We start from the raw sequence: 17,159 nt of genomic DNA, 5'->3' as shown, positions 1-17,159 counted from the left end.
CCTAGCGTGCCTGTCATGGATCACCGACCCGAGCAGTCCGTACGGCACTTCGACCACTGTCCCTGGCTGTTCGCCGACGAGGCGAACGGGGACCAACGGCTGGCCCAGCGCAGGCGGCAGGAGGCGATCGGCGGGGACAGCGAGATCGGTGAGCGGTGTTACGTCGCCGAGTCGGCGGCGGTGTTCCCGGAGCGGCTGCGGCTCGGGGACGGGTCGTACATCGCCGCTCACGCCTATGTCACCGATGAGCTGACCACGGGCACGGACTGCACGCTGAACCCGTTCACCACCGTGCGCGGTGCCGTCGCGCTGGGCAGCGGGGTCCGGATCGGGGCCCACAGCTCGCTGCTCGGCTTCAACCACTCCATGGCTCCCGACCGGCCGGTCTTCCGACAGCCCCTCACCAGCCGGGGGATCAAGGTCGGGGACGACGTGTGGATCGGCTCGCACGTGGTCGTGGTGGACGGGGTGACCATCGGGGACCACTGCGTGATCGGGGCGGGCGCGGTGGTCACCAGGGATCTGCCGGCGTGGTCGGTCGCCGCGGGGAATCCGGCGCGCAGGATCCGCGACCGGCGGGACATCGGGGCGGACCGGCGGGACGATGGAGCGGACCGGCACGACAACGGGGCGCCTCGTGCGGCCGGTCCTGCGCCGGGCCGCCTCGGCGCTGATGCGGGCGGTACGGAGTCGAGCCGCTCCGGCGGTCCCACGGGCGGTACGGAGTCGAGCCGGTTCGGCGGAAACACGGGCGGTACGGAGTCGAGCCGGTTCGGCGGAAACGCGGGCGGTACGGACCTGAGCCGGTCCCGCGGAAACACGGGCGGTACGGAGTCGAGCCGGTTCGGCGGAAACGCGGGCGGTACGGACCTGAGCCGGTTCGGCGACACCGCCCGCGCTCAGGCCGTCGAGATGCTTGACCGGTGCTGGGACGGCGACCGCTACGCCGACCGCCCTGGGACCGCCCCCACCGTACGCGCGCACTGCGACGCCGTGGAGATCGCCGACCTCCTGCTGGGCGCGGCGCCCGGACAGCTGACGGCCGACGAACACGTCCGCCGCCTGGCCGCGCTCCAGGATCAGGGCACCGGACTCGTCCCGGAGTTCGGCGAGGGCCTGCCCGAGGACGGCTTCCCCCGTGAAGGGGCCGCGCTCTACCACATCCTCTGTGTCGGCTACGCGCTCGACCTGCTGGGCTCCTCCTTTCCCCATCCGGTGTCCGCCGCAAGGGATATGGCGGTGGGTCAACTGATCTCCCGCCTCGACGCGTTGCCGTGGCGTGACGGTGCGTGGGGCGCCGGCGCCTGGATCGACGCCTGGGCCACGGCGGCCCACTGGAACGCACGGCACGCCGAGGTCGGCAGCGCGGAACCGGGCGCGCCGGAGGCGCTCTTCGGGTGGCTGCTCACCCGTGCCGACCCGTGGACCGGGATGTGGGGGGTCCGCTCGGCCGAGGCCGGGCGGTTGCAGGTGGTCAACGGCTACTACCGGCTGACGCGGGGCTCGTTCGCCCAGTTCGGGCTGCCGGTGCCGCATCCGGAGCGGGTCGTGGACACGGTCCTGGACCACTCCCGGGACACGCGGTACTTCGGCGCGGGCCAGGAGAACGCCTGCAACGTCCTGGACGTCGCCCACCCTCTGTGGCTGTCCACCAGGCAGCTGGGAACGGGCGGCGCCGCGGGTTACCGTACGGCCGACATCCGCGCGTGGGCCGAACGGCAGCTGGCCGCGGCCCTCCCCCGCTGGCGGGCCGGCCGGGGCTTCGGCTTCGGCCCCGGCGCCTCGGGTCCCGGCCCGGAGCCCGGCCTCCAGGGCACCGAGATGTGGCTGGCCATCATCTGGCTCCTGGCCGACCTGCTGGGCCGCTCCGACGAACTCGGCTACCGCCCCCGTGGCATCCACCGCCCCGAGCCGGCCGGACCGCGCACCGAGAACTCCCACCACGGCCGTTGACCATTTCCCTCCGGCAGTCGACCATTCCCTTCCGGCAGGAGCGTGCCCGACCCGGTCCGAGGGCGCGCGGATCGTCGTGGTCCGGGACCGACCGGTGAGCGGGACTGAGGAGTGAAGCGTGGGCGAAGTCCGGGAGACGGCCGTGCTGGTGACCGGCGGCAGCGGTTTCGTGGGCGGTCACCTGGTCCGGCGGCTGCTGGAGCGGGGGTACCGCGTCCACACGACCGTACGCAGTGTCACGAACACGGCGAAGGTGCGGCCGCTGCGGGAGATGCAGAAGGCGTTCCCCGGCCGACTGGCTCTTTTCGAGGCGGACTTGCTGCGGGAGGGGTCCTTCGACGAGGCGATGACCGGCTGCCGGGTGGTCTTCCATGTGGCCTCGCCGTTCTTCATGCCGGAGAAGATCAAGGACGGCCGCCGGGACATGGTCGACCCTGCCCTGCTCGGCACCCGCAACGTGCTGGCGGGCATGGAGCGGACGCCGACCGTCGAGCGGCTGGTGTTCACCTCCACCGTGGGCGCGATCTTCGGCGACTACGCCGACGTCCTGGAGATGGACGACCAGGTGCTGTCGGAGAAGTACGTCAACACCACGAGCACGGTGGAGAACAACCCGTACCACTACGCGAAGACGGTCGCGGAACAGGCCGCCTGGGACGCGGAGGCGGTCCAGGACCGCTGGCGGATGGTCTCGGTCAACCCCGGCCTGATCCTGGGCCCCTCGCTCTCCCCCGCCTCGGAGTCGGGCAGCCTCTTCCTGCTGGAGGAGCTGTTCAAGGGCTACTTCTTCTACGGCGCCCCGGACTTCAGCTTCACCACGGCGGACGTACGGGACGTGGCCGACGCGCACATCGCGGCGGCGGAGAACACCGACGCCAAGGGTCGTTACATCGTCGCGGCACCGATGATGACGTCCTTCCACGAAATGGCCCGCATCATCCGCAGCCGGTATCCCCGCGACCTCCGCCTCCCGCGCACCGCTCTCCCGCACTGGCCTGTGCGGCTCCTGGGCCCGGCCTTCGGGCTCACCCAGGACTACATCCGAAAGCACCTAGGCATCCGGTTCCGCGTGGACAACAGCAGGAGCATGCACGAACTGGGCCTCTCCTACCGCCCGATCGAGGAGACTGTGCTCGACCACTACGAGGCGTGGCGGCAGCGGCAGGCAGCGGTAAAGGGATGAAGGTCACAGATACGTATCGGGCATTTAACACGTCAATCTTCACACCAGCCACACAAGTTGGTTTAGTTTGACCGGCAGGCCATACGACTCCCCCGGCGAACCCGCCGAGTCGAGCGGCCCAGGTACGGAAGGAGTACGGCTCCCATGGCGCCGGAACGAACCTCGCGCCCCGGAGGCAACGGCCTCCCCGGCATGCGCAACTCCGCGCTCGCGACGGCGGCTCTCACCTCCGTGGCCCTGCTCTCGCAGACCCCGGGAGCGGCGGCGACAGGGGACGACGGGCCGAGCCGCGACGAGGTCCGGCAGCGGGTCAACAGCCTCTACGACCAGGCCGAGAGCGACACCGGGACCTACAACGCCACCCGCGCGGCCGCGATCCCGCGCCAGCGCTCCGGCGCGTCGGCCACCGGCGAGCGCCGGGGCGCCGGTTCGGCGGCCGGCACCTCCCGTGAGACCCCGGATCCCGCGCTCGCCGACGTCGCCCGGCAGTGGTTCGACGTGGCCCGCTCCAAGCTGGGTCCCACCGTCCCGGCGGCCCTGCCGGCCGACCGGATCCCGGCCCGTCCGACCCGCACTCCCGAGGCCCGGCCGGCGCGCCCGGCGGAGCGCGCCACGGACGCCCTCGCCCTCACTGGGCCGAAGACGGCCGACCGGACCACGCCGGAGCTGACCACGCGGTCGGTCCCGGAGCTGACCGGCGGATCCGCCCCGGCACTGCCGGGCGCTGCGGACGCCACCGCGCAGGACACCGCCGAGGCACTGCCCGCCGCCTCCACCACCGAGTCGGGGCCGTCGTCGCTGCGGATCACCAAGCAGCGGAACCAGCGGAAGCTCGCCCGAGCGCGCGAGGTGCTGGCCGCCGCGCGCAACGCCCAGCTCAGCAGCCCGCTCGCGGCGATCGAGTCCCGGCCGGCCGAGGACACGTGGCGCACCCCGGCGGAAACGGCGCTCGACAGCACCGGGGCGCAGTGGCAACTGCCGCGAACCGACCTCACGCCGGATCTTCCGGTCACCCCGGACTTCCCGGTCACCCCGGACTTCCCTGTGGCCCCGGAGTTCGGGCCCACCCCTGACCTCCCGGTCGCCCCCGCTTCCATCCTCACCGCGGCTCAGCCCGTATCCCCCGTGTCCGTGGACCCGGCGCCCATGTTCGCCCCCGGTCTGCCGACCCAGCCGGCCTCGGCCTTCGTGACGGGCCTGCCCGGCGACCCGACCTCGACGTACGCCACGGGCCTGCCCACCACCCCGACCCCGACGTACGCCACGGGCCTCCCGACCACTGCGGTCCCCACGTTCACCACAGGCCTGACGACCGACACGACCTCCACACCGGCCCACGGCACACCGGTCCAGGCCACACCGGCTCACGGCACGCCGGTCCACGCCACACCAGCCCACGGCACACCGGTCCACGCCACACCAGCCCACGGCACACCGGTCCACGCCACACCGGTCCACGCCACACCAGCCCACGGCACGCCGGTCCAGCAGGTCACCGCGTTCGAGACGAACACGCCGGCCGCCCCGACTCCCGCCCCCACCGCACCTGTCGCGCCCGCCCAGCCCGTGGACGCGGGCTACGACCTCAAGGCCGCCAAGGTGCTCGCCTTCGCCCGTGCTCAGATCGGTCGGCCGTGTGTCTGGGGTGCCGCCGGGCCGGGTTCGTACGACGCCTCCGGTCTGACCCAGGCCGCCTGGAAGACCGCCGGAGTCGAACTCCCGCGCGCCGCACGGGCCCAGGCCGGCGTCGGCACCGCGGTCCCCCTCACCGACGTCCGGGTCGGGGACCTGGTCTTCTTCTACGACGACCTCAGCCACGTGGGCCTCTACGTCGGCAACGGCATGATGATCCACGCGCCGGGCCCGGGAGCGTACATCCGCGAGGAGTCGGTCTACTACGCCGGCGAGTCCGCGATCCGCGGCGCGATACGGCCCGCCTGAGACCCCTGAGGCCCCGATGCCCTGAGGCCCCCGATGCCGTGAGGCCGGCTGCCGGGCAGAAGCCAGCACACTGGCGTCTGCCCGGCAGCACCGGTTCGGGACCCGGCAGCCTCAGTTCGGGACCAGGTGGAAACCACGGGGCCAGGCACTCTTGGCCCGGCGGGCCCACCCACGCCCGCACACCGGCGGCCCCACCCACCCCCGCACACCTCTGGACGCTCTCTCCGCACCTGATCTAGGCTGCACAGCAAGCGCTTTCTAGCCTGCTCATGCCAACTCCTGCGCGCGTTCTCCTCGAAAGGAAGCGTCTCGTGCCGCACCACGAACCGCAGGTCCCGTCGCTGCCGCCCGTCCCGCCGCCCACCCGCAAGTCGTTCCTGCGGGGCATGGCCGCCGTAGGAGCCGCGCCGCTTCTCCCGGCGGTGCTCCCCGCCACCGCCGAGGCCGCGCCGTCCGGCCGGCCGGAGTTCCCGCTGGTCCGGGACGGCGCCGCCGTCGACGTGTTCGTGGACGCGGCGGACGACCCCGCCGTGGTTCGCGCGGCCGGGGACCTCCAGGCTGACGTGGAACGGGTCACCGGCATCCGCCCCCGCCTGCGGCACACCGTGCCGGAAAAGGCCGCGCTCCTGGTCGTGGTGGGCACCCTGGGCGCGAGTCCGGTCGTCGACCGGCTGGTCGCGGACCGGCGCCTGGACGTCTCCGGCGTGAAGGGGCACTGGGAGGCGTCGGTGACCCAGGTGGTGGACCGTCCGCTGCCGGGGGTGGACCGCGCCCTGGTGATCGCCGGAAGCGACCGACGTGGCACGGTCTACGGCGTCTACGACACCTCGGAGCGCATCGGGGTCTCCCCCTGGCACTGGTGGGCCGACGTCCCCGTCGTGCGCCGCGACACCGTGACGGTCCCGGCGGGCCCTCTCAAGCGGTTCGAGCCGTCCGTCCGTTACCGGGGCGTCTTCATCAACGACGAGCAGAACCTGACCACTTGGTCGCACCGCACCCAGGAGCCGGACAAGAACATCGGGCCTCAGACGTACAAGCGGGTCTTCGAGCTGCTGCTCCGGCTGAAGGCCAACTACCTGTGGCCCGCGATGCATCCGTACTCCGACTTCTTCAACAAGTACCGCGAGAACCCCGAACTGGCCGACCAGTACGGCATCGTCGTCGGCTCCAGTCATCCGGAGGCGCTGCTGCGCAACGGCGTCCACGAGTGGGAGCCGTGGGCGCGGGAGCATCTCAACTCCGACGGCAGCCTGCCGGTGTACGACTACACGGTGAACCCCGCCGTCATCTCCGACTACTGGAGAGCCCGGGCGAGACAGAACGCGGCGTACGACAGCAGCTGGACCCTGGGAATGCGGGGACTGCACGACACGGCGCTGGAGACGAAGTACGCGACCACCGTCCCGGAGAAGGTCGCGGTGATGAACGACATCATCGCCGAGCAACGCCGGATCCTCACGGAGGAGGTCGGTACCGGGGCCGAGCCGCAGATCTTCATCCCGTACAAGGAAGTGCTGGAGCTGTACAACGCGGGCGTCCAGGTCCCCGAGGACGTGACGCTGATCTGGCCGGACGACAACCACGGCAACATGCGCCAGTTACCGAACGAGGCGGAGCGTGCCCGCTCCGGCGGCAACGGCATCTATTACCACCTCTCCTACTGGGGCCGTCCGCGCAGCTACCTGTGGCTGGACACCACCCAACTGTCGAAGGTCTGGCAGGAGCTGCGCCGGGTGTACGAGCACGGCACCGACCGGATGTGGATCTTCAACGTGGGGGATGTCAAGTCGATCGAGACGGGTCTGTCCTTCGCGATGGACATGGCCTGGGACGTGGACCGGTGGGGTGCCGACCGCGTCGAGGACTTCCTGGCCGAGTGGTACGGACGGCAGTTCGGGCGTCGGCACGCCCCGGAGATCGCCGCCGTCCGTACCGAGTACTACCGGCTCGCGGCCGAGCGGCGGCCGGAGTTCATCGACCGCCAGATGTTCTCCGTGGTCCACCACGGCGACGAGGCCGGGCGCCGGCTGGCCGCCTACGACCGGCTGCTGGACCGGGTCCGCGTGCTGGGCGCCAAGCTGCCCGAGGCCTACCGGGACGCCTACTTCGAGCTCGTCGAATACCCCGTGCACGGTGCGTACTTGATGAATCTGAAGTACTACTGGGCGGACCGCAACGCCCTGGCGGTCCGGCAGGGGCGCGGGGCCGGGACCAACCGTTTCGCCGACCTGGCCGAGGCGGCCCACGCCGATGAGGCGGTGATCACCCTGCGGTACAACAGCGAGGTGGCGGGCGGGAAGTGGGACGGGATCGTCAACCCGTACCCGTCGCAGATCCCGAAGGCACCGGGCCGCCCGGCCGTCACCCGGGTCACCCGGACCCAGACCTCCGGGCTGGGCGTGGCCTGTGAGGGCAACGAGACGGGGACGGCCCGGCCGCTGTCCTTCTCCTCCTTCACCCGTGACCGGAGGTTCGTGGACGTCTTCAACACCGGTTTCCTGACGGTGGACTGGACGGCCGAGGCCAGTCACCCGTGGGTGCGGTTGAGTGCGTCAGGCGGCTCGCTCACCGAGCAGGTCCGAGTGTGGGTGGAGGTCGACTGGGCGCGGGTGCCGGAGGGCACGTACGAGCCCACGGTCACCGTCAGCGGGGCCGGGCAGCGGGTCGAGGTGCCGTTGCGGGTGGTCAACGCCGGGGAGCGGGCGCGGGACCGGGCGCGGGGGTTCGTCGAGGCGAACGGGTATGTGTCGATCGACGCCGCGCACACCGAGCGGCGGGTGGCGCGCGGCGGGGCCCGCTGGCGGACCGTGCGCGGGCTGGGCCGTCGTACCGGAGCCGTGGAAGCGGTGCCGTCGACAGCGGTGCCGGTCACCGGGGACTTCGCCGGCCGGGCGCCCGAGCTGCGGTACCGGGTGCGGTTCACGAGCGCCGGAACCTTTCCCGTGACCGTCTTCCGCCTGCCCTCCCTGGACGAGCGCGGCCTGCGCCGGGTGGCGGTCGCGCTCGACGACCAGCCGGCGGCTGTCCTGTCCGGGCAGGCGATCGCCACCGGCAACCGGGGGGACGCCTGGGCCCGCAACGTGGAGGAGGGCATCGAGAAGCTGACCGCCGGCGTGACCGTCGCCGTACCCGGTGAGCATGTCCTGCGGGTGTTCATGGTGGACGCCGCGATCGCCGTGGACCAGATCGTCATCGACACCGGCGGCCTGCCCGCCACCTACCTCGCGCCGCCGGAGAGCTACCACCCTCGGTTCAACCCGGACCCCTGGTACACGCCGGGCCTGGATGCTCGGGCCCGGTAGCCCCCGGCTCGGGCTCGCTCGCGGGCCGGCACGACCGCCGGTCCGACCGTCCTTCTCGTTCACCTGCGCCCTGACGGCGGCCACCATGGGCCGCCGCCCGGGCGTCTGGGGCCGTACGGTCCACCAGCACATCGCGGCGCATCGCCACCGTCTACCGCAAGCTCGGCACGGACGACCGCATCGGTACGGTGCTCCGCCCCCAGGGGCCGGGGCTCGTCGCCGCGCCGTCCGTCTCCTCCTCGTGGTGAATCGGCGTACCCGAACCGGTCAGTGGCGTGCCGGTCCCGCCCCGCCGGGTGGCGACGATCTCCGCCGCGATGGACAGGGCGGTCTCCTCCGGTGTGCGGGCACCGAGATCGAGGCCGATCGGCGACCGCAGCCGCGCCAACTCCGCGTCGGTCAGGCCCGCTTCACGCAGCCGTCGGTCCCGGTCGGCGTGCGTGCGCCGGGAGCCCAACGCGCCGACGAAGGCGACCGGCATCCGCAGAGCCGTTTCCAGCAGGGGTACGTCGAACTTGGCGTCGTGGGTGAGGACGCACAGCACCGTGCGCGCGTCGGTCGTGGTGCCCCGCAGGTAGCGGTGCGGCCAGTCGACCACGACGTCGTCGGCCTCGGGGAAGCGGGCCTCGGTGGCGAAGACGGGGCGGGCGTCGCACACGGTCACGTGGTAGCCGAGGAACTTGCCCACCCGTACGAGTGCCGCGGCGAAGTCGACCGCCCCGAAGACGATCATGCGGGGCGGCGGCACCCTCGCCTCGACGAGCAGGGTCAGTCCGCCGGGGCAGCGCGAGCCGTCCGCCGACAGTTCGACCGTGCCGGTGCGGCCGGCGTCCAGCAGAGCGCGGGCTTCGGAGGCTGCCGTACGGTCCAGTTCCGGGTGACCGCCGAGGCCGCCTTCGTATCCCTTGTCGGACCGTACGACGAGGGGCCTGCCGAGAAGTTCGGCGGGGCCGCGTACGACGCGGGCGACGGCGGTCGGCTCGTTCCGGGCGGCGGCCGACAGGGCCGACCGGAGCACCGGCCGCGCGGGGGCGTCCGTGCCGACCGGGGTGACCATGATGTCGATGACCCCGCCGCAGGTCAGTCCGACCGCGAAGGCGTCCTCGTCGCTGTATCCGAACCGTTCGACGACCGTCTCACCGTTCTGGAGCGCCTGGACGCAGAGGTCGTACACCGCTCCCTCCACGCAGCCTCCGGAGACCGAACCGATCACCGTGCCCTCGCTGTCGACGGCGAGGGCGGCGCCGGGTCCGCGCGGGGCGCTGCCGCCGACGGCCACGACAGTGGCGACGGCGAACGCGCGCCCCTCCTCCATCCAGCGGTGCAGTTCCTCGGCGAGGTCAAGCATGGACGCCTGCCATCAGGACACGGTCGGGGCGGATCGGCAGGTCCCGGTGGCGTACGCCGGTCGCGTGCCAGACCGCGTTGGCGATGGCCGCCGCGGCGCCCACGATGCCGATCTCGCCGATGCCCTTGATGCCGACCGGGTCGTCGGGGTCCGGGTCGTCGATCCAGTCCGCCTCGATGGGCGGGACGTCGGCGTGGGCGGCGACGTGATAGCCGGCGAGGTCGGCGCCGTAGTGGCCGCCGGAGGCCTGGTCGCGGACGGCTTCCTCGTGCAGGGCCATGGAGATGCCCCAGGTCATGCCGCCGACGAACTGGTTGCGGGCGGTGAGCGGGTTGACGATCCGGCCGGCCGCGAAGATACCGAGCATCCGGCGCACCCGGACCTCGCCGGTGGCGGGGTCGACGGCGACCTCGGCGAACTGGGCGCCGAAGGAGTGCCGTTCCTTCTGGGCGAGTGCGCCGATGGCCTCCGTGGTGTCGGACCGTACGGTGATCCCTTCCGGCGGGATGTCGGCGCCGAGGGCGAGCCGCTCCCGCAGTTCGCCGGCGGCGATCGTGACCGCCCAGGCCCAGGAGCGGGTGCCCATGGAGCCGCCGGCGATGAACGCGGGACCGAGGTCGCTGTCGCCGATACGCACCCGGATGTGGTCCGGTGCGGTCTCCAGGGCGTCGGCGGCGACGAGGGTGAGCGCGGTCCGGGCGCCGGTGCCGATGTCGGCGGCGTTGATCCGCACGGTGAAGGTGCCGTCCGCCTCCGCCGTCACGGCAGCCGTGGACGGGCCGGCACCCGCGGGGAAGGAGGCCGCGGCCGTGCCGGTGCCGAGCAGCCAGCGTCCGTCGCGGCGCAGGCCGGGGCGCGGGTCACGGCCGGCCCAGCCGAACCTGCGGGCGCCTTCCCGGAAGCAGGCGATCAGGTTGCGTCCGCTGAACGGCAGCCCGGACACCGGGCCCGCCTCGGGGTCGTTGCGGGCGCGCAGTTCGATCGGGTCGAGGCCGCACTTCTCGGCGAGTTCGTCGAACGCCGACTCGAGCGCGAACGACCCCGGTGCCTCGCCCGGCGCGCGCATCCAGGTCGGGGTCGGCACGTCGAGCCGTACGAGCCGGTTGGCGGTGTGGTGGGCGTCGGCGCCGTACATGGTCCGGGCCGGGCCGGCGGCCGACTCGACGAACTCGTGCACGGTGGAGGTGGCGCTCAGGGAACGGTGCTCCAGCGCGCGCAGCCGGCCGTCGGCGTCGGCGCCGAGGCGCAGGCGCTGCCGGGTGGGGCTGCGGTAGCCGGCGAGTGAGAACATCTGCCGGCGGGTCATGATCACGCGGACCGGGCGGTGCAGTTGGGTCGCGGCCATCACGGCGGCCACCTGGTGCGCGCGGACTCCCTTGCTGCCGAAGCCGCCGCCGACATGCTCGGAACGCACCCGGACCGAGGCCGGGTCGAGCGAGAACATCTTCGCGAGTTCGCTCGCGACCCAGAAGGTGCCCTGGTTGGAGTCGACGAGTTCGAGCCGGCCGCCGTCCCAGCGAGCCGTCGCCGCGTGCGGCTCCATCGGGTTGTGATGCTCTTCCGGGGTGGTGTACTCGGCGTCCACGACGACGGCGGACGCGGCGAGTTCGGCCTCCAGGTCGCCCTTCTCGATCACCGCCGGCCCATGGCTGTCGACCGTGTACGCGTCGGGGTGCTCGCCGGTGAAGTCGACGTGGTGCGGCTCCTGTTCGTAGTGCACGACCAGCGCCTCGGCGGCCTCCCGGGCCTGTTCGGAGGTCTCGGCGACGACCAGCGCCACCGGCCAGCCCGCGTGCGGCACCCGGTCGTGCTGGAAGACGGCCGCGGTCGGGTCCGGGACGCCCAGCAGACCGACGTACCCGGTCTCGACCCGCGGGGCGTTGCCGTGGTGCAGGACGGCGACCACACCGGGCATGGCGAGGACGTCGGCGGTGTCGACGGAGCGGATGCGGCCGCGGGCGACCGTGGACAGCACCAGCCAGCCGTGCGCGAGGTCGGCGAACGGGATCTCGCCGGCGTAGCGGGCGGTTCCGGTGACCTTGTCGCGGCCCTCCACGCGGGTGTGCGCGGTGCCGACGGCGTTGGTGCGTGCCGTGGGGGCGGTGGTCATCGGGCGGCCTCCTCGGCCAGTTCGGTCAGCACGGCCACGACGAGGTTGCGCATGAGGGTCACCTTGTATGCGTTGTGCGGCAGCGGTTTCGCCGCCGCGAGTTCGGCGTCCGCGGCGGCGGCGAAGGTCTCGGCGTCGGCAGGCGCCCCGGTCAGGACGCGCTCGGCCGCTGCTGCCCGCCAGGGCCGGGACGCGACCGCCCCGAAGGCGAGGCGCACCTCGCGTACGACGCCGTCCTGGACGTCGAGCGCGGCGGCGATCGAGCCGATGGCGAAGGCGTACGAGGCACGCTCGCGCACCTTGCGGTAGCGGGAGCGGGCGGCCACCGGAGCGGGCGGCAGGGTGACGCCGGTGATCAGTGCGCCCGGCGGCAGCGCGGTCTCGCGGTGCGGGGTGTCACCGACCGGCAGGTAGAAGTCGGCGAGAGGCAAATCGCCGGGTCCATCGGCGGTTTCGTACGAGACGACCGCGTCGAAGGCGGTCAGCGCGACGCCCATGTCCGAGGGGTGGGTCGCCGCGCAGTGCTCGGAGGCACCCAGGATGGCGTGGTTGTGGTGCTCGCCCTCGATCGCGGGGCAACCGCTACCGGGCACGCGCTTGTTGCAGGGCTTGGTCACGTCGGCGAAGTATCCGCAGCGGGTGCGCTGGAGCAGATTGCCGCCGACGGTGGCCATGTTGCGCAGCTGACCCGAGGCGCCGGCCAGCACGGCCTGGGTCAGCGCGGGGTAGCGGCGGCGTACTTCGGGGTGGGCGGCGAGGTCGCTGTTGGTGACGGTGGCGCCGATGCGCAGGCCGCCGTCCGCCGTCAGCTCTATGCCGTCCAGCGGCAGTTCACGGACGTCGACCAGGCGGGTGGGCCGCTCGACGCCGGTCTTCATCAGGTCGACGAGGTTGGTGCCGCCGCCGAGGAACCGGGCGTCGGGGTCGGCGTCGAGCAGGGCCAGGGCTCCGGAGACGTCGAGGGCCCGGTCGTAGACGAACTCCCTCACGCTGCCGCCTCCTCGGTTTTCGCTTCCGCTGCCCGGGCCACGGCCTGGACGATCGACACGTACGCGCCGCAGCGGCACAGGTTCCCGCTCATCCGTTCCCGGATCTCCTCGGCGCTCAGGGGTGGTGGTCCGGCCTCGGGGCGGACGTCCTCGGTGACGGCGCTCGGCCAGCCGGCCGCGTGTTCCTCGATCACCGCGATCGCCGAGCAGATCTGGCCGGGTGTGCAGTAGCCGCACTGGTAGCCGTCCAGGTCGAGGAACGCCTGCTGTACCGGGTGCAGTCGGTCGCCCTCGGCCATGCCCTCGATGGTGGTGATCTCGCGTCCCTCGGCGGCCACGGCGAGTTGCAGACAGGACACCGCCCGGCGCCCATCGAGCAGCACCGTACAGGCGCCGCACTGCCCCTGGTCGCAGCCCTTCTTGGTACCGGTCAGGTCGAGGCGCTCGCGCAGGGCGTCGAGCAGGGTGGTGCGGTGGTCGACGGGCAGGGTGTGCTTCTCGCCGTTGATGTTCAGGGTGATGTCGCTGGACGTCGACGAGGGGGCTGGGGCCATGTTCAGCCTTCTTTCACATATCCCGGACACGTCGGGCATCAGCGCGACGCTAGAGTGAGCTCAAGCGGACAACTGTCCGCTATCAGTTCTGAACGTAGTGGACAGCTGTCCGGTTATCAAGGACGGCTTTCGGACCCGAGCCGGCGAGGAGGACGAGTGCGGCAGAAGGACGACACGCACCTGCGCTCGGACGCCCAGCGCAATCGCGAACGCATCCTGGCAGTGGCCCTCGCCGAGCTTTCCCGGGAAGCCGGCACCCCGCTGAGCGCGATCGCCAAGAAGGCGGGCGTCGGTCAGGGCACGTTCTACCGGAACTTCCCCAACCGCGAGGCGCTCGTACTCGAGATCTACCGCCACGAGGTGCAGCAGGTCGCCGACACTGCGTCCGTGCTGCTGGAGACCGGGGAACCCGACCGCGCGCTGCGCGCCTGGATGGACCACCTGGCAAGGTTCGCGATGACCAAGGCCGGCCTGGCGGAGGCGCTCCGCCAGGCCCGCAGCACCACGTCGGGGCACGTGGCGAAACCGGCCTACACCCCAATGACCGAAGCGGCCGAACTCCTGCTCCGCGCCTGCGAGGAGGCGGGCACGATCCGCCCCGGCGTCACGACGGACGACTTCATGCTGGCCATCGCCGGCCTGTGGCAGCTCACGCCCCACGAGAACTGGCAGCCACAGGCGACCCGCCTGCTGGACCTCGTCATGGACGGATTGCGCGCGGGGGCGCCCGGACGCTAGGAGCTGTCCGGGCGATCACGGTCTGGTGCGCAAGGCCGGGTTGCTTGTCGGCGCAGTCCCATAGCCTGCGCTCATGACGACCGCTGAGTCCGGATCTCTTTCGAGTGTGGCCCTTGAGGAGTACCTCTCCTTGATCGACGAGCTGCTTGCACAGCCTTTCCCACAGGTGAACCTCTATGACCACACCGGGTGCGGTGGCCCTCAGCATCGCGTGCGCATCCTGCGGGCCAGTCAGGAGTTCTGGGATGACGATGACGGCGAGGCGGCGCGCGAGGCTGGAGCAGAGCTGCGGGCCTACCTGGACGCCCTGATCGCAGCTCTTACGGCACGCTGGGGCGAGCCGCTCGTCGTTGACCTGTTGCCGTATCTGCGGGCCGGCCTCGAGGGGGAGGCGGTGTCCGAGCCGATCAACTGCCTGAGCCAGCTGGCTGGAAGCGTGCAGGCGTGGCCGCACCCGGATCTCGGCCGCTGGCTCGGGCTCGCCGTCGGACAGGGGGACAAGGAGTTGCCGCTCGAACTGCTCGCGGCGGTTGGCCAGACCCTTCCGCCTGAGCGGAGCGTCCGGTCGGTCGGTCGGTCATGAGCGAAGCCAGATGATCGTTGCTGCCACAGTGATCGTTCCGAGGAGGACATAGCTGCGCTTGTCGTAGCGAGTGGCCACGGCCCGGGACTGCTTGAGCTTGTTGATCGCCCGCTCGACGGTGTTGTGTTTCTTGTAGCCGGTCTTCGTCGAAGCCTGGCGGCCGTCCGCCTCGTGAACCTTTGCGGAGGCGCCCTCGACGTCACCAGCAGCTGGCATCATGCCCGGCTATGGCAAAGAGAGACGAAAGCGACGAGGCATACGTCGTCGACCTGTGCAGCCAGGTGCTCGGTGAGACGGCCCTGACCCAGCACAAGTTCGACTGGCTCCTGGGGGACCCCGGCCAGAGCGGACGCCGGGCCAAACTGCCCGTCGACGCCTACTGGCCCGGCCACCAACTCGTCGTCGAATACCGAGAGGTGCAGCACGAGCGGCCGGTGCCGCACTTCGACAAGCCGGACAGACTGACCATCAGCGGCGTCCACCGGGGCGAGCAGCGGGCCCTGTACGACGCCCGGCGCGAGGCCGAGATTCCCGCCCACGGCCTGCGACTGGTGGTCATCCACCCAGCCGACCTGGAGGCGGACAGCCGCGGCCGCCTGCGCCGTAACCCGGAGACGGACCTCCCGGCGCTGAGGAGGATCCTGGCGCACGACAGCGATGAGGACCGGGTCACGGACTCCTTCCGCACCTGGCTGCTGGCCCAAGGCTGGACACCGGTGAACCCGACGGACCGCTGGACCGATCTCGAGGCGGTACGCGGGAGCGAACGCCTGATATGCGAAGCCAAGGGGCGAACCAGCGAGAAGGGCATCGACGCCGACATCGCATACGGGCAGCTCCTGCGCCGTATGACCAGCGCATCAGCCGACATACGGTACGCGCTGGTCGTGCCGACCTCATCGGTCAAAGCCGCCGAGCGGGTCCCGGAGCACGTACGGCGGTTGCTGCGAATCGGCCTGTACGAGGTGACGGACGACAACCAGGTGCGTCCGCTGTCGTAGCCGCCCTCCGCTCTGGCGGGCGTGTCGGCCGTGCTGGCGCTGCGTCAGGGCTGGTTGATGGGGAGGGCCTTCGGGCACGGGCCGGGGATACGCGGGGCGCCCGGCCGGCACGCCCGCAGCCGGCGGTGGCCCCGTCAGCTCGCGGTCGCGGGTGTGGTGGGCAGGGTGCCGGCGCAGGTGGCGCGGCCGAACGTGCCGCTGGCGGTGGCGCTTTGGACGTAGCGGCCGCGGATCGCGAGGGTGCAGCGGGCCTGCCCGCCGTTCTCGCACAGGGTGATGCTGACGGTCGGGGCCTGGCCGAGGGGAACGTCGACGGTCTTGCGCCAGGGCAGGGCCGCGGCTTTGACGACGGTGGCCTTTCCGGCTTCGCTGCGGGCCTGGAAGGTGATGTCCGCGGTTCCTTGGCCGGACACCTCGGGGCCACGGCCCGCGGCTTGGCATTCGGCCCCTTTTCAGAAAGGATCAGAAGCTCGTGCACACCACCCCCGCCCCCGACGTGGACATCACAGCGATCATCCCCGACCTGTCAGAATGGCGCAGAATCACCGTGCGCCTGCATCCCCGGCCGGGGAACCCCCGCGAGGTCGACAGTCACATAGGCGGCCCCGTGCTCGACGTCGAGGGAAGCGCGCGCCCCACCTGTGAAGAGCATCCGATGGATTACGAAGGTCGGGACGTGCCGCGCCCGATGGAATCCGTGGCACAGTTCTTCCGGCGCGATTTTCCCGAGATTCCATATCCGGCCTAATGTGATCTCTTGCAAGTTTACTGGTGCCGAAATGATCACTACATGGAATATGCTGACTCGGATTACGAGGGCCCCGCAGTCTCACTTGAGTGGCTTGATTTCGTGAATGCAGCGCAAGGCGCCAGGGAAAATCCCTTCCATCGAGTTCAGCCCTGCAACGAATGCTCGTTCGCCGTGCGGGGGCGGTGTGGGTGGACTGCGACGCCGACCAGCGCGTCTACTTCGGCCAGCCGGTCGGGGTGCGGATGCCGGACCGCCGGGTCTGGAACCCGCTCGGCAAGGTCCACAACCGCTTCGACCTCGGCGGGCCTGGGGAATCGCTGCAGACCTTCTATCTGACGCGGCGCGGCCGGGCCAAGGGCCGTCGCGCGAGAAGGACCTCTGCCGTGCTGGCGGTTGCCGTTCAGAACGGTGGCTGTTCTGTGGAGCCTTCAGCCCCTCACCGACCGTGGCCATATGCGCATCCGGGGCCGCGTTTCTGCCCTCACGGTCGGCCCTTGCCGGGTGCCGGCTCGATCGTCGACTTCAGCAGGCCCCAGCTGTTGACGGCGTGGACGCCTCCGTGTTGTTCCAGGCTGAGCTGGCCTTTGAGGGTGTCGAAGACCGCCTCGATCCACTGGCGGACACGGGTCAGGCGGCCGTGCCGGACGGGCTCGTCCTTCCGGTCCGGCCGCACCAGATGGACGCCCAGGCGCTCGGTGGCTGGAGC

Annotated in this window: 13 protein-coding genes and 2 pseudogenes; 8 read left to right on the top strand and 7 right to left on the bottom strand. The window is 71.5% G+C overall.

Translation table 11 applies throughout. The annotated features are described in order from the left end of the window. Window positions 1-15 precede the first annotated feature (15 nt). The 4 genes from ACIBK3_RS20100 (at window position 16) to ACIBK3_RS20085 (ending at window position 8,379) form a co-directional block, all read left to right on the top strand. Window positions 16-1,953, top strand: a complete 1,938-nt coding sequence (locus ACIBK3_RS20100; RefSeq protein ID WP_399367106.1) for an acyltransferase — start codon at window positions 16-18, stop codon at window positions 1,951-1,953. A 118-nt stretch (window positions 1,954-2,071) separates the two neighbouring features. Continuing rightward, on the top strand, window positions 2,072-3,136 hold the full coding sequence (locus ACIBK3_RS20095) for an NAD-dependent epimerase/dehydratase family protein (protein WP_399367104.1): 1,065 nt from the start codon (window positions 2,072-2,074) through the stop codon (window positions 3,134-3,136). A gap of 144 nt (window positions 3,137-3,280) precedes the next feature. Continuing rightward, a complete protein-coding gene (locus ACIBK3_RS20090) occupies window positions 3,281-5,077 on the top strand; it encodes an NlpC/P60 family protein (RefSeq protein ID WP_399367102.1) in 1,797 nt (598 codons plus the stop codon). A 386-nt stretch (window positions 5,078-5,463) separates the two neighbouring features. Further along, window positions 5,464-8,379: a glycosyl hydrolase 115 family protein gene (locus tag ACIBK3_RS20085; protein ID WP_399367805.1), complete on the top strand. Its 2,916-nt coding sequence runs from the start codon at window positions 5,464-5,466 to the stop codon at window positions 8,377-8,379. 151 nt (window positions 8,380-8,530) lie between these two features. Here ACIBK3_RS20085 and ACIBK3_RS20080 read toward each other — a convergent pair whose 3' ends face one another. From ACIBK3_RS20080 to ACIBK3_RS20065, 4 genes are read right to left on the bottom strand one after another with little or no spacing between them, the layout of a single operon-like run. Continuing rightward, window positions 8,531-9,727 (bottom strand): XdhC family protein, encoded by a 1,197-nt coding sequence (locus ACIBK3_RS20080; RefSeq protein WP_399367100.1) that lies wholly within the window; start codon window positions 9,725-9,727, stop codon window positions 8,531-8,533. Beyond that, window positions 9,720-11,837 (bottom strand): xanthine dehydrogenase family protein molybdopterin-binding subunit, encoded by a 2,118-nt coding sequence (locus tag ACIBK3_RS20075; RefSeq protein ID WP_399367098.1) that lies wholly within the window; start codon window positions 11,835-11,837, stop codon window positions 9,720-9,722. The genes ACIBK3_RS20080 and ACIBK3_RS20075 overlap by 8 nt, the downstream gene beginning before the upstream one ends. Beyond that, window positions 11,834-12,826 (bottom strand): FAD binding domain-containing protein, encoded by a 993-nt coding sequence (locus tag ACIBK3_RS20070; protein ID WP_399367096.1) that lies wholly within the window; start codon window positions 12,824-12,826, stop codon window positions 11,834-11,836. The genes ACIBK3_RS20075 and ACIBK3_RS20070 overlap by 4 nt, the downstream gene beginning before the upstream one ends. After that, on the bottom strand, window positions 12,823-13,380 hold the full coding sequence (locus ACIBK3_RS20065) for a (2Fe-2S)-binding protein (protein ID WP_399367094.1): 558 nt from the start codon (window positions 13,378-13,380) through the stop codon (window positions 12,823-12,825). Before ACIBK3_RS20065 ends, ACIBK3_RS20070 begins: the two co-directional genes overlap by 4 nt. Window positions 13,381-13,536: 156 nt before the next feature. On the opposite strand from ACIBK3_RS20065, the gene ACIBK3_RS20060 reads away from it, so the two are divergent. Together ACIBK3_RS20060 and ACIBK3_RS20055 are read left to right on the top strand one after the other, a co-directional pair. Continuing rightward, complete coding sequence (locus ACIBK3_RS20060; protein WP_399367093.1) at window positions 13,537-14,118, top strand: TetR/AcrR family transcriptional regulator; 582 nt, start codon at window positions 13,537-13,539, stop codon at window positions 14,116-14,118. A gap of 73 nt (window positions 14,119-14,191) precedes the next feature. After that, window positions 14,192-14,701: a hypothetical protein gene (locus ACIBK3_RS20055; RefSeq protein ID WP_399367091.1), complete on the top strand. Its 510-nt coding sequence runs from the start codon at window positions 14,192-14,194 to the stop codon at window positions 14,699-14,701. On the opposite strand, the pseudogene ACIBK3_RS20050 reads toward ACIBK3_RS20055, so the two are convergent. Continuing rightward, a pseudogene (locus ACIBK3_RS20050) lies at window positions 14,696-14,900 on the bottom strand (IS5/IS1182 family transposase); the annotation flags it as partial. The gene ACIBK3_RS20055 and the pseudogene ACIBK3_RS20050 overlap by 6 nt on opposite strands. Window positions 14,901-14,928: 28 nt before the next feature. Here ACIBK3_RS20050 and ACIBK3_RS20045 point away from each other — a divergent pair. Further along, a complete protein-coding gene (locus ACIBK3_RS20045; RefSeq protein WP_399367089.1) occupies window positions 14,929-15,702 on the top strand; it encodes a hypothetical protein in 774 nt (257 codons plus the stop codon). Between the two features lie 134 nt (window positions 15,703-15,836). On the opposite strand, the gene ACIBK3_RS20040 is transcribed toward ACIBK3_RS20045, so the two are convergent. Beyond that, a complete protein-coding gene (locus ACIBK3_RS20040; protein WP_399367087.1) occupies window positions 15,837-16,115 on the bottom strand; it encodes a hypothetical protein in 279 nt (92 codons plus the stop codon). A 59-nt stretch (window positions 16,116-16,174) separates the two neighbouring features. Here ACIBK3_RS20040 and ACIBK3_RS20035 point away from each other — a divergent pair, with 59 nt between their 5' ends. After that, a complete protein-coding gene (locus tag ACIBK3_RS20035) occupies window positions 16,175-16,450 on the top strand; it encodes a hypothetical protein (RefSeq protein WP_399367085.1) in 276 nt (91 codons plus the stop codon). A 556-nt stretch (window positions 16,451-17,006) separates the two neighbouring features. Here the strand turns inward: ACIBK3_RS20035 and ACIBK3_RS20030 are convergent. Further along, window positions 17,007-17,150: pseudogene (locus ACIBK3_RS20030) on the bottom strand (IS982 family transposase); the annotation flags it as partial. Between the last annotated feature and the right edge of the window lie 9 nt (window positions 17,151-17,159).

The organism is Streptomyces sp. NPDC050287 (assembly GCF_044459385.1).
Taxonomy (GTDB): domain Bacteria; phylum Actinomycetota; class Actinomycetes; order Streptomycetales; family Streptomycetaceae; genus Streptomyces.
Note: the sequence above shows the minus strand (reverse complement) of the source record. Positions and strands in the feature narration are given on the sequence as shown.

What these genes read in the sequence shown, in the direction of transcription:
- ACIBK3_RS20100 (WP_399367106.1), top strand. Translation starts at nt 16, where the DNA reads ATGGATCACCGACCCGAGCAGTCCGTACGGCACTTCGACCACTGTCCC.
- ACIBK3_RS20055 (WP_399367091.1), top strand. Translation starts at nt 14,192, where the DNA reads ATGACGACCGCTGAGTCCGGATCTCTTTCGAGTGTGGCCCTTGAGGAG.
- ACIBK3_RS20090 (WP_399367102.1), top strand. Translation starts at nt 3,281, where the DNA reads ATGGCGCCGGAACGAACCTCGCGCCCCGGAGGCAACGGCCTCCCCGGC.
- ACIBK3_RS20065 (WP_399367094.1), bottom strand. Translation starts at nt 13,380, where the DNA reads ATGGCCCCAGCCCCCTCGTCGACGTCCAGCGACATCACCCTGAACATC.
- ACIBK3_RS20080 (WP_399367100.1), bottom strand. Translation starts at nt 9,727, where the DNA reads ATGCTTGACCTCGCCGAGGAACTGCACCGCTGGATGGAGGAGGGGCGC.
- ACIBK3_RS20085 (WP_399367805.1), top strand. Translation starts at nt 5,464, where the DNA reads ATGGCCGCCGTAGGAGCCGCGCCGCTTCTCCCGGCGGTGCTCCCCGCC.
- ACIBK3_RS20045 (WP_399367089.1), top strand. Translation starts at nt 14,929, where the DNA reads ATGGCAAAGAGAGACGAAAGCGACGAGGCATACGTCGTCGACCTGTGC.
- ACIBK3_RS20075 (WP_399367098.1), bottom strand. Translation starts at nt 11,837, where the DNA reads ATGACCACCGCCCCCACGGCACGCACCAACGCCGTCGGCACCGCGCAC.